10 protein-coding genes are annotated in these 11,604 nt (G+C 50.9%); 6 read left to right on the forward strand and 4 right to left on the reverse strand.

The window, feature by feature from the left end; genetic code table 11:
• Positions 1 to 22: 22 nt before the first annotated feature.
• Positions 23 to 1,147, reverse strand: coding sequence for a serine hydrolase (locus DG177_RS14580; protein ID WP_108812151.1), 1,125 nt, complete (start codon positions 1,145 to 1,147; stop codon positions 23 to 25).
• Between the two features lie 111 nt (positions 1,148 to 1,258).
• Positions 1,259 to 2,164, reverse strand: coding sequence for an SRPBCC family protein (locus tag DG177_RS14585; protein ID WP_108812152.1), 906 nt, complete (start codon positions 2,162 to 2,164; stop codon positions 1,259 to 1,261).
• Between the two features lie 104 nt (positions 2,165 to 2,268).
• On the opposite strand from DG177_RS14585, the gene DG177_RS14590 reads away from it, so the two are divergent.
• Positions 2,269 to 3,081: a helix-turn-helix domain-containing protein gene (locus tag DG177_RS14590; protein ID WP_337658885.1), complete on the forward strand. Its 813-nt coding sequence runs from the start codon at positions 2,269 to 2,271 to the stop codon at positions 3,079 to 3,081.
• A 17-nt stretch (positions 3,082 to 3,098) separates the two neighbouring features.
• On the opposite strand, the gene DG177_RS14595 is transcribed toward DG177_RS14590, so the two are convergent.
• Positions 3,099 to 4,238, reverse strand: a complete 1,140-nt coding sequence (locus tag DG177_RS14595) for an oxidoreductase (protein WP_108812154.1) — start codon at positions 4,236 to 4,238, stop codon at positions 3,099 to 3,101.
• A 225-nt stretch (positions 4,239 to 4,463) separates the two neighbouring features.
• Between DG177_RS14595 and DG177_RS14600 the strand changes: the two genes are divergently transcribed.
• The 3 genes from DG177_RS14600 to DG177_RS14610 all read left to right on the forward strand — a co-directional run bounded on the left by DG177_RS14600 (position 4,464) and on the right by DG177_RS14610 (position 7,022).
• Positions 4,464 to 5,123 (forward strand): glutathione S-transferase N-terminal domain-containing protein, encoded by a 660-nt coding sequence (locus tag DG177_RS14600; RefSeq protein ID WP_108812155.1) that lies wholly within the window; start codon positions 4,464 to 4,466, stop codon positions 5,121 to 5,123.
• 68 nt (positions 5,124 to 5,191) lie between these two features.
• A complete protein-coding gene (locus DG177_RS14605; RefSeq protein ID WP_337658887.1) occupies positions 5,192 to 5,647 on the forward strand; it encodes a nuclear transport factor 2 family protein in 456 nt (151 codons plus the stop codon).
• Between the two features lie 694 nt (positions 5,648 to 6,341).
• Positions 6,342 to 7,022: a TetR family transcriptional regulator gene (locus DG177_RS14610; protein ID WP_108812157.1), complete on the forward strand. Its 681-nt coding sequence runs from the start codon at positions 6,342 to 6,344 to the stop codon at positions 7,020 to 7,022.
• Positions 7,023 to 7,060: 38 nt separating this feature from the next.
• Here the strand turns inward: DG177_RS14610 and DG177_RS14615 are convergent, their stop codons facing one another.
• Positions 7,061 to 9,583 carry a TonB-dependent receptor domain-containing protein gene (locus DG177_RS14615; RefSeq protein ID WP_108812158.1) on the reverse strand — a complete coding sequence of 841 codons (2,523 nt, stop codon included), beginning with the start codon at positions 9,581 to 9,583 and terminating at the stop codon, positions 7,061 to 7,063.
• A gap of 197 nt (positions 9,584 to 9,780) precedes the next feature.
• Here DG177_RS14615 and DG177_RS14620 point away from each other — a divergent pair, with 197 nt between their 5' ends.
• Together DG177_RS14620 and DG177_RS14625 are read left to right on the forward strand one after the other, a co-directional pair.
• Positions 9,781 to 10,833: a VOC family protein gene (locus DG177_RS14620; protein ID WP_337658890.1), complete on the forward strand. Its 1,053-nt coding sequence runs from the start codon at positions 9,781 to 9,783 to the stop codon at positions 10,831 to 10,833.
• A gap of 12 nt (positions 10,834 to 10,845) precedes the next feature.
• Positions 10,846 to 11,604 (forward strand): SDR family oxidoreductase, encoded by a 759-nt coding sequence (locus DG177_RS14625; protein ID WP_108812160.1) that lies wholly within the window; start codon positions 10,846 to 10,848, stop codon positions 11,602 to 11,604.

Genomic DNA, 11,604 nt, shown 5'->3' on the forward strand with positions numbered 1-11,604 from the left:
ACATGTGCTTCCAGAACCAAGTTTACCGATTTCGTTTGAACCAGATTTTGGCCATTTGGCGCGCCGTCTTATCCATATTGGGCCCGTCTACATTACCAGTGATCGCAACAACTATTTCCGGCTCGAACAATATTAGCAAATAGCTGCGGCCTCCCGGCGCTCCTCCGCTGAGTTGATATGAAAGTATCGATTCATCTTCGATAGTTTTATAGGAAATAGCGCCACCGTAAACAATTGACGATGGTTTCGAAGAGGATCGCAAGCCCGCTTTGATGCGGTCTTTTGGAATGATTTCCCCACCTACAAAAGCAGCACCAGCACGGGCCAGTTGATAGGAGCTGGCCAATATCCCGCCACCGCCAAATTTGCACTCTGCGCTAAGTGGTGGCATCGGGACAATATCTGGCAGGCTATCCGTGATCCTGGCCCCAGGCAGAATTCGCGGGTCGATGAACATTGCCGCCTTTTCCGCTGAGCTTCCATCCAATTCAAAATCTGCCCAATGCCCCAAACTATTATTTAGGGCGGTTTCAAAATCATTGGCACCGGTCACACGCATCAGTACCTCGCTTGCCAAGACAAAGGCGAAGGTAGAATAGGTCTCTTTATCGCCAGGTTTATGCACCAGAGGATCAGACTTAAAATATGCCACAGCGTCAGATGGATGGCGGCATTTGCGATTGGCAAATTCAAGCCAGTCTTTTGGTGAATTGTAGTGACGTATCCCGCTCCGATGTGATAATATGTCCGAGACACTGATCGAGTGTAGCGCGGTTGGCAAATCCGGTACCAACTGCGCAATTGTCTGATCCGCTCGTATTTTTCCCTTTTCGATCAGGCGCGCGAAAGCAAAACCGGTCAGTGCCTTGCTTGTGGAATAGATATTGAACAAGGTGTCCTTCGTTACTGCTGTTTTCTTGGTTCGATCAGCAAACCCGATGCTTGAGGTCCAGATCATTTTACCTTTTTCGAATACGGTAGCGCTGATCCCGGGATATTCAGCAGCTATACCATTGAAGGCATTTTGTGATGCGATGACTGCCATATCGTCGCTGACGGGTTGAGTGACATTGATCGCGGGAGCAACTTTGCAACCCGTTACAGATACAAAGCTTATAACCGCGAACCAAAAAAATGAACCTCTCACGTTGTACTCCAAACTGAATATTGGTCGAACAGCCGTTTTTCCTCAAGATAGAAGAACGAAAAGGAGTTCAGGCTTTCGAAAACAACTTCTCACCACATCTATCCAGCTGAATTATACTTCCATTTTTGAAGCCCAAAGACCAAGTAGCTTGTCCACCACAGTGGCGAACATAGGCACCATCGCTATCATGAACAGACCGCCTTTCAAACCTCGCTTTGGCTGTAAGCGCATCTGCATTGCCACCTCGGACTGGTTCGGTTCTATTTCCTCCACCGACCAAATCGCGTTCAATGACTCCAATGGGTACGGATAGTTTGGATCCTTAGTATTGACGATGAAGCCATATCGACTGCCTTCATCCCAGATATGGGCATGTTCTGTCCAACTCTCACCCTTATTTCCTGTGCACCGGCGTTCCATGCCCCTGCCCATTTTCTGGTCGCCGAGAATTTCAACATTTGTCAGATTATCCGCAACGTCTGAATAACGTTCATGGTCGACCATCACCTTCCAGGCCTTCTTCGAACTGGCATTCACCTTCCGGCTTGCAGTCATGACGACAAAATAACCATCTTGATCAACAGTGACTTTGCTGTTGCCCTGATACAGAAATTTAAGGCCAAGGAATTGATTGATTGCAAAAAACAGAACGACCAGTGCTACGACCACAATAATCGCCACACCCCAGCCTGTGGTAAAGCCCATTCCCACAAGTAGTGCCGCACCGCTTAAAACCACCCAGGCCAAGTCATTGTAAATTATGAATTGAACTCCGGGTTTCGAGATCCGCTTGCGGACTGTGAAAAATAGAACCAACTGCCCAAATAGGAACAACGCCAATCCGAGACCTAACAGTAACCGACCGGCAGGCAAACCGAACCATACCTCCGGGCTTGTGAACATAGTTTCGGCAATTCCATTTGGATTGGCCAAAAGCAACAGCGCGCATATACCTGAGAAGATAAAATTTGCCGCCAGCGAGCGACGAACAAGGCTTGTATGAGCTTGAAATTCCATCAGTGAACCTCCTTTGGTTTGGAGGACAATCTGCTTTGGTTAGGAATAGTTTCAATTACATTGTAGGTAATTGAATGAGGAGCGAAAAACTGGGAACAAGAGGGATGAACACAGCTATATTATCCCATAACCGCTTTTCCGATATCCTACGCCAATGGCGGCGGGGCGTGGGTGTCAGCCAATTGGAACTGGCTTTACGCAGCGGGTCTTCGCAAAAGCATATCAGTTTTCTTGAATCCGGAAGATCAAACCCAAGTAGGATGATGATCGTAGCGCTCAGCGACGCGTTGGATATCCCGCTTCGTGACCGTAATGAGTTGATGTTGGCTGCAGGATTTGCACCCCGATATAATGAAAGTAGCCTGACCGATCCTGAACTGGCCCCGGTTCAGCAAGCAGTTGATCAAATTCTCGAAGGTCAGATGCCTTACCCGGTCTTGGTGTTTGATCGCTTTCACAACAGTCTCGCAGCCAATGGAAATGCGATAAAATTTCTTGCCTGGCTCTTTGATACAGACGATTTAGCGAATGTACCGATTGCATCAAATGTGGTCAGAGGTTTACTGCATCCGGACGGGTACCGGCGCCATATAAGCAATTGGGAATTGGTTGCCTCCATAATGCTGAGGCGGTTGCGTGCTGAAACACTCGCGACCGGTCCGACAACACATTCGGAAGAGTTGTTCAAGGAAGTGTCGGAATATGGAGGTATTCCAGCTGACTGGCGCACCCAGGGAGAAGATAGCTGGCGTCTCCCCATGCTCACAATTAACGTCAAAAAAGACGGACAGGCTTTCAGTCTGTTTTCTACGCTGACATCTCTTGGTGCCGCCTTTGATGTAACCTTGCAGGAAATCCGGATCGAGAGCTTCTTTCCCGCAGATGAGGCGGCAAAAGCCTTTTTTGAGCAGCTTTGATTGTTGATCAGAATCAGTCACTCGGCTTGCCGCATACGCTCGACCGTATCTTGGAACCCCCACATAAAGGCCCGCTCATATTGGGGTGGAAATTGCGGCTGCTCCTGAAGTTCGAAAGCAGCGCGCCAGACCCATCTAGGATCGAGAAGCATGCCTCTGGCCAGACAAACCGCATCAGCAGAACCATTATCAAGTATCTGTTCCGCCTGTTTTGGACTGACAATGGTCCCGACCGAAAAGACCGGAACATCAACCACTTGCTTTATGGTTTTTGCCAAATATACTTGAAAACCTGGATCGTCTTTCGGCACGTCTTGATTGGGCGAGAGATATCCACTTGAAACGTCAATATAGTCGCACCCACGCTCCGTAAGAGCCCGTGAGAACAACAATGCATCCTCCAGCGTCCAAGCGTTCTCTGCGTTGCCGTGATCAGTGCCTGAGACGCGTGCGCCGATAGGTTTATGATCAGGCCAAACTTCACGCACTGCTTCAAATACTTCTAACGGAAAGCGCATCCTATTCTCAATTTGACCGCCATATTCATCAGTGCGGTGATTGCTGACCTCGGACAGAAAAGAATGGAGCAAATATCCATGAGCATAATGCAGTTCTATCGTGTCAATTCCCGCTCGCGCCGCGCGCTCCGCTGCATTGACAAATGCCGCCTTGATACGGTTCAGGTCATCTTTTGAGGCTTCAGCCGGCATCGGATAGCCTTGGTCAAACTGTTCGGCCGTTGGGGCATAGCATTCCCATCCTCCATCCTCTTGAGACAAGGTCGTTCCGCTATTGCCATCCGAGTCCGTATCCCATGGCCGTCGCTGGCTACCTTTTCGGCCAGAATGGAATAGCTGCATGCCAAGTTTTGATCCGCTATGCCTGTGCACAAACTGCACCAAGCGTTCAATGGCAGCTTCCTGAGGATCGTTGAACAAGCAAAGGTCGCCTTCAGAAATTCTGCCATTGGCTTCCACAGCCGTTCCTTCAAGCATGATCATCCCGGGATTCGCCATGGCGAATTGGCCAATATGCATAATATGCCAATCATCTGCGCATCCATTTTCCGCGCTATATTGGCACATTGGCGATACAATGATCCTATTTTGTAGTTCAAGCTGATCAAGAATCAGTGGTTGAAACAGACGTGTTGCCATCGAATTATTCTCCATTGGTTTACAACACAACGTAGTGCGGTCAGCAGGTTTGAAAATTACACGGCAGGAATGATGAAAATTCCAAGCGCGGGATTTTATTACCTCTCTGGAAATTGCACTCTGCGGAGCATTGCTGAATTTTTGGGGTGCTAATGATCTTCTGGTCCCGAAAAAGCGATCACTCACTAGCAAATGAATTTTCAGTAGTTGGAAGAGAACATACTCATGAAACTCTATTCCGCCCCGGTCAGCATGTACGGTGCAAAAGTCGAAATCGCGGTCATCGAAAAGCAGATTGATCTTGAGGTCGAATTTGTGCCGTTTTCCATGAAAACAATCTACGAACCCAAACCGGACCTTACTTGGCAAAGCAATCCTAAAGGAGAAGTGCCATATCTGATTGATGATGATTTGACGTTGTTCGATTCAACGCTGCTATTTGAATTTCTGGAAGATCTTTCGCCGGATATTCCGTTATGGCCGGGCGATGCCCGTCAAAGGGCGATAGCTCGTTTGTGGGAATGCAAATCCGATGAAGTTTTCTTTCCGCAGGTGACCCAGTTCATGCCGAAACGGCGTGCGAACGCGAGTGAAGAAGACCTGCAAGCGGCGAGCACTGCAATTCGAAACTTTTATGGAGAACTTGATCGCACCGTTGCCGACAGGGAATTTTTGGTTTTCGATTTTTCCTATGCAGATATTGCATGTTATACTTCTCAATTCTTCGCAGGTTTTCTGGGAGAAGGTCCGAACGCCAAAGAGTTTCCGGCGCTGGCAAAATGGAAACACCGAATGAAGCAGCGTGATAGCGTACGGACAGTGCTTGGCAAAATGGCTCTGTTTCTTCGAACCTATAATATGCATGTCCCGGATCTTTTGGATTAAAGCCAATGCGATTAACCGACGGGCATCAACATGTCTCGAAACAAAGCCGCCTTTTTAGGAATGAAACTATGAAATATTGGATTGTGATAATATGCGCTTTGTTTGCATTCAACCAACCGGCCTCCGCCAATGACCTATCTGATATTGCAGGCGGCGGACCGCCATCGGATCGTATGGCAGTTCTGCAAACTCTGAATATTTATCTTAGTGTAACTGATGGAAAAGATCGTTCGGCAATTGCGAAATCATTTCATCCAACAGCATTTTTGATGTCTGTAAGCAGCAAGGGTGCGCTGCGATCTCTAACACAAGATTTTTGGTGGGAACGTGTGTCTCAAATCCCCGATGATCAACCTTCGCGAACCAGTCGAGTTTTAATTATTGATGTGTCCGGACATGCTGCGATTGCCAGAATCGACATTACGAATGGTGGTGATGGCACAACGAGCACCGACTATTTCAACCTGCAAAAAACCTCTGCTGGATGGCGAATAGTCAACAAAACTCTTTCACAGCCAATATAAGTTTGGGGCTTGCTTGCTCGACAAAAATACTTCCCTGTTTTGGTGATAGAGTTCCTTGCTCTGTTGCCTAGGGAATTGCTCCCTGAAACTCTCAGAAATAGCGGCGCGCCATTGTCAGCAAAACATCAATGAAATCGAGCTTTCGAGAAATTCCCTGTAAATCCCCGTCGAACAAGGAAGTCCGGTGCAGAGACCATTTCGCCAGAGACCACAACCATCACCACGTAGCTTTCCCTTTTGTACCAATACCTTGACTCCAGTTTGAGCGCAATTTTGTCGCGTCTTTTCGGGGACTTACACACCTAAGAACACATGTTTCAGATACAGAGACTGAATTGAGCAAGACTTTGAACGGATACAACAGGCCCGGTCTCAAACCGACAGAAAAGTGTTTTCAAAACGAATATCTGCTTCGCGCCCCAATAACAGCCGCTAGTGTGATATTTGCTTTATCCCGAAAGCGGACATTAGCTTTGACTTTGTTGAACGGCGATAATTGTTTGGATAGCAGCCACAGGATTGATATCGTCGATGCTTGCTTCAAAAGTTGACATGCTCCACAGGCTTGTTGTGCATGTTGAAATTCATCGCCATTGCTGATTGGCCATGATCGCCCGCGTATACAAAACCAAGATATGTGCAGCTGACGAGAATTGGCGCTGGTAGGACGCAAGTGGAGGCTTCAAAATCTGATATGGAGATCGAAAAGAAAGCAGGAACGGGGCGTCGGTTTAGCCCGGAAAAGCGCAAGTCTATGATCCTCGACAGCGCAGCGGAGCTTATCACCAAGCATGGCACGTCTGACCTTTCACTGGAAGCCATCGGAGAGAAGGCAGGCGTCAGCAAGACGCTCATGTACCGCTATTTCGGTAGCTTGGTTGTGCTACTCAAAGCGCTTCTAAACCGCGAATATCGCCATCTGCGGACAGAGCAGCTAACCGCTGCAGAAAGCGCCGAGACCTATGAAGAACTGGTCCGAAATGTAACCCGTGCCTACCTGCTTTACATTGAAGATCGCGGCCTGATTATCGAGAGGCTCCAAGCCTATCCCAATATTGCGAAGGCCCAGGACCCGACATATTATAATCGTGAACCTTCCATTCACTATTTCTCGGAGGTCACCGCTGAGTTGTTCAACATTCCCCTCGATGTTGCGATAGCTGCGACAGAGATTTCCTTCGGAATGCCGGCGGCAGCTGGGGAGTTTCTCGTCCGAAGCGGGATGGATCGTCAAATGATCGAGGATATCACGGTCTCAATGATCCTTGGGAGTGTAGCTGGACTGCGCAACGACGCTTTCGGGCGGCAGGCAAAAGTGAAGCCACCCTCAGCCATTCTTTCTATCTCAGCGACAAAAAAGAAGACGAGAGAGTGAGCTGCTATGCCCACTCTCTCGCATCCTCAGGGAGAGCTCTAGAACCGAAAACGCACGAGGCCGCCGTAAGTCTGCGGCTGATTGCGAAAGCCCACAAGCGAACCGGGTAGGCCCACTGCGGGAGAGACGAGGTTGAGATAGGCTGTGTCGGTGAGATTGCGGCCCCAGAGCGAAAACTCTAGTCCATTGGCGAGACCCAGCGTGACAGAGGCGTTGAGGTTTTCGACCGCACGTTTGAAGTTCGACAGGCCGTTCACGATCTCGACATTGCTCTCAACAAGATAATCAGCGTGGAAGCGCAGCGTCGCATCATCGCCAACATCGAGTACATATGTTCCCCCAACGACCACTGACCATTCAGGTACACCGGAAGGACGCTCGCCGCTAAGATCCGTCGGGACTACGGTGAAGCTAGGCGAGAGGGCGGTACCGCCAGTAAAGGTGTCGAAAACAGAATCGAGATAGGTTACCCCCGCAGTGAAGGTGAGCTCAGGGATCGGCGAGATTCTGGCATCGAGCTCAAAGCCGGTGACCGATTGCTGTTCAGCGTTACCGAGAATAAAACCTGTACCGGTAAAGACATTGGTCTGAAACCCTTCAAGTGTCTGGTCGAAGAGCGCCAGGTTAAACGAAAAGCCATCCCAGCTGCCCTTGATACCGATCTCGTAGACTTCTGATTCCTCAGGACCCGCAAATCGTGATCCGGTCCTGAGGTTCGGCACGGCGAGCCCCGCATCGCGTATTGGCGAAGCTGCCACCGGGGGCGACTGAAACGGTGAACCAGGCACGAAATCAGCGGCAAATGGGCGGCTGTCGTTAGATAGGTTGAACGACGAGGCTTTGAACCCGGTCGCATAAGTCGCGTAAAGGCTCACATTGTCGGATGCATCATAAGCAAGGCGGATTGTATAGGATAGATCCCGATCATCCGTGCGTCCGTCCTCTACCGCGTTGGGAAAGTTCAGATAGGGCGGATTGAATTGCAGCCCGCGCAGTCCAAGAAACGGGTTGGTCGCCGGATCAGAGGCTAGAACGCTGGCAACCGCTGGCGGGGCCCCGCCAGCCACCGCTGCGTTAAAGCCCGCCTGAACAAGGTCGATGCCGGAGAAGACATCGGTGCTCACATTATTCGATACGACCTCTTTTTTATCCTCGGTATAATTTGCGCCGACCGTGAACGTAAGGCCGTCGGTGATCTCGAAATCGAGCTGACCGAAGATTGAGAACGACGTATTCTCATAGTCGTAATCGAGCGTACGTCCTTGGGCGACGCCGCCAAAACTGCCCGCAGGAATACCGGGGACAAGTGCCCGCAGTGTAGGCTCAAGCGCGCTGTAAGCGCCGCCGGTGACGGCATTAGCGAAGCGCACGAAACCCTCGCCATTGCCGAATTCCGCACCTTGATCGATGGTCTCATGGAAAAGAAAGCCACCGATCAGGAAATTGAGCGGACCGTCGAAATCGGATGCGGCGCGCAGTTCGCCCGTATATGTCTTGATATCAATTGTGTTGATATTGGTGCCAATCGAATTGAGGCTGGTAAAGTCGCTGTCTTGATTTACGAACACGTCGGAGCGGCGATACGCGCCGATTCCCGTCACATCTATATTACCCGTACTCCAATCGCCTTGTAATGAGATGCCGTAGTTTTCGACCTCGTTTGTCGGTGCAAAGTTGACCGTGCTTTGTAGCGAAAGCGGCTCGTTAGCAACAAACTCGCCGCCAATCGCGCGCACCAACCCGCCCAACGGCCCATCAACGACATTCGTCGCTCCGCAGCACACTTCGTCGATCTGGTCGTAGTCGGCAATCACGCGGAATTTGAGGTCGGAGCTAGGCTGGAACAGCAACTGCCCGCGCACGCCCCATCGATTGCGATCATTGATATCCTGATTGATGATAATGTCTTCGATATAGCCGTCACGCCGATTGTAATTGCCGCCGATGCTGAACGCGAGCGTGTCGCTGATCGGGCCCGTTATGTTGGCTTTGGCAACGACTGCATCATAATTACCATAAGAAAGCTCGGCAAGTCCTCCGAAATCGAATTGTGGCTCGCGCGTGACGACGCTGATGATCCCCGCGGAGGCGTTCTTGCCAAACAAGGTCGATTGCGGGCCATTGAGCACCTCGACTCGCTGCAGGTCAGGCAAATCGGCGATCTGCGCAGCAGCGCGTGAACGGTAAACACCGTCTACAAACACGCCGACTGAAGGCTCAATCCCGGGATTGGCCGATCCGTTGCCAAAGCCGCGGATGATGAAATTTGTATTCGTAGACAGACTGCTCTGACTGACACGCAGTGAGGGAACCAGCGTCTGAATATCGAGCAGGTCCCGCACTTGCGCATCTTCGATTTGTTCTACCGTGGTAACCGAGACCGCTATCGGCGTTTCCTGCAAGGTCGCCTGACGCTTTGACGCGGTCACAATGATCAGATTGCTATCAGGTTCTGTGGCACTTTCGACCGCCTCGTTGTCCTGTGCGAAAGCGGCCGTTGATGTGGCGCAATATGCAATTGTGCTGAACCCCGCAAGCAATGCGCGATATGTCGTTTTCATGAGTCTATCCTCCCGATTAAGTGATAATAAAGTACACTTTAGGCAGCTTAATGTCGTACTATCGCTCTTTTAACAAGGTATTTTACACATTATGTTGACTTGAAGTAAATATAGAGATTAATGGTGCATCTTGACAACACCGTCGCTCGGCGACTCAATGAGCCGCGGCATCAATCACATGGGAGATAGCAATGAGGATGTGGAAACTGGCGTTAGCGACATCGGGCGCATTAGCCATGAGCGCGTGCGCATCGCAAACTTCTGAACTTCCTGAAGATTCGGTGATAAAAGGCGTAGGCTGGGTCGGCGCGGTTGTCAGCGATCTTGATAAGACCACCGCGCTTTACGAGGACGCGATCGACCTGAAACAAGTCGATGACACAGCCATCACAGGTAATAAGGCCTTCGATCAACTGGCGGGGCGCGAAGGGGTGGAGGCGCAAACCCGTATGATGCGAAGCGTTAATATGCAGTTGCGCTTTATGTCGTTTGCAAATCCATCTGCCAAAGCGCAAGCAACGTCCCCGATAGAAGTTTTTGGGCCGGGCATCATGCATGTCTGCTATCAGGTTGATCAGGAAACTCAGACATATCAGAAGTTTCTGGCGGGCGGCGCGACCCATTTGGGTAAAAAGGAGATGCAGCAGCTCAACCCGAGCAATCCGGTCTATTATTCTTATTCTCGCGACTTCGATGGGCTAATTGCAGAGATCGAGCATGTCGACATTGCTCAGCTCAATCTTCCTAAGCCCCCTAAAAACCAACGTCGCATTCGCCATGTCGCCCTTGCCACGCCGGACGTGGATCGGCTCACGGAATTTTATGCGGCACTGCTCGGACAGCCTGAGTTTCGCCGTTTCGGCCAATGGCCTTTCTTGCGCATGGAGGGCGAAAAGTCCGATGCGGTCTCAGGGCTCGATAATGGTGTGGGCGAAGCTGCATGGTTTCAAATCCGCAATCTGGAGCTTGAGATCTTTCAGTTTCATAGTCACCCGACCGAAGTTCCCGGGACGCCGCGCCCACTCGATGCGCCCGGCTATAATATGATCGTCCTTGATGTTTCCAATCTCGAAGAGGCGCGCACTTTGTTTGAGCAAGCCGGTGGCACAATCGAGACAGGTCCCACCGCGATGGACGGCGGAGAGATCATCTTTGGCCGAGACCCGGACGGTAACCTAATCGGCCTGCAGGTGGCGCCGACCGACGCGTTGGTTTCCTCACGTAATTTCAGGAACAACGGAATAGAATGAGGGATAGTTTCAATGTTTGATTTGGCGGGCCACGTGTCCATTGTCACAGGTGGAAATGGCGGGCTAGGGCTCGCTTATTGCCGAGGCCTAGTGAAAAGCGGCGCAAAGGTCGCAATCTGGGGCCGAAACGAGGCCAAGAATGCCTCTGCAATTGAAGAAATTCGCGCGATGGGCGGCGAAGCAGAAGCCTTTGTCTGCGATGTTACCGACGAGGCAGAGATCGACGCCGCCTTCAAGCAAACGCTCAACCGATTTGAAAAGGTCGACAGCTGCTTTGCCAATGCAGGTGGCGGCGGCTTTCGCGGCGCCTCGCACACCATTGGTCGACAAGCCTGGCTCGATACAATTGACCTCAATCTGCTGAGTGTGGTGCAGACCTGGGCCCCGATTACAGAGCATTTTCTGGAAAGAAAGATTCCAGGCCGACTGATCGTAACCTCTTCGGTTGCGGCCTTGATTGGCTCGGGAGGCGCAGCCGGCTATTCGACTACCAAGGCAGCGGTGCTCGGACTGACGCAAGCGCTTGCCGTCGAGTTGGGGAAGGCTGGCATCCGTGTGAACGCTCTCTTACCTGGCTTTATTGAAACCGAAATGTCACTTGATACGAGCGAGGCGTTCCAGGAATCCGCACGCCGCAGATCCGCGATCGGGCGCATTGGCGAGCTTGAGGATATGGAAGGTGCTGCGGTTTTCCTTGCGTCGAAAGAGAGTGACTTCATGACCGGTCAAGGGATCGTTCTTGACGGCGGGAGCACCATCTACCCTCTGTAA

It is taken from the genome of Sphingorhabdus sp. Alg231-15 (genome assembly GCF_900149705.1).
Lineage (GTDB): Bacteria > Pseudomonadota > Alphaproteobacteria > Sphingomonadales > Sphingomonadaceae > Parasphingorhabdus.

Bases quoted from the DNA above. Each gene is read 5' to 3' on its own strand.
- DG177_RS14625 (WP_108812160.1), top strand. From the start codon at position 10,846: ATGTTTGATTTGGCGGGCCACGTGTCCATTGTCACAGGTGGAAATGGC.
- DG177_RS14620 (WP_337658890.1), top strand. From the start codon at position 9,781: ATGTGGAAACTGGCGTTAGCGACATCGGGCGCATTAGCCATGAGCGCG.
- DG177_RS14595 (WP_108812154.1), bottom strand. From the start codon at position 4,238: ATGGCAACACGTCTGTTTCAACCACTGATTCTTGATCAGCTTGAACTA.
- DG177_RS14605 (WP_337658887.1), top strand. From the start codon at position 5,192: ATGAAATATTGGATTGTGATAATATGCGCTTTGTTTGCATTCAACCAA.
- DG177_RS14615 (WP_108812158.1), bottom strand. From the start codon at position 9,583: ATGAAAACGACATATCGCGCATTGCTTGCGGGGTTCAGCACAATTGCA.
- DG177_RS14600 (WP_108812155.1), top strand. From the start codon at position 4,464: ATGAAACTCTATTCCGCCCCGGTCAGCATGTACGGTGCAAAAGTCGAA.
- DG177_RS14610 (WP_108812157.1), top strand. From the start codon at position 6,342: ATGGAGATCGAAAAGAAAGCAGGAACGGGGCGTCGGTTTAGCCCGGAA.
- DG177_RS14590 (WP_337658885.1), top strand. From the start codon at position 2,269: ATGAACACAGCTATATTATCCCATAACCGCTTTTCCGATATCCTACGC.
- DG177_RS14585 (WP_108812152.1), bottom strand. From the start codon at position 2,164: ATGGAATTTCAAGCTCATACAAGCCTTGTTCGTCGCTCGCTGGCGGCA.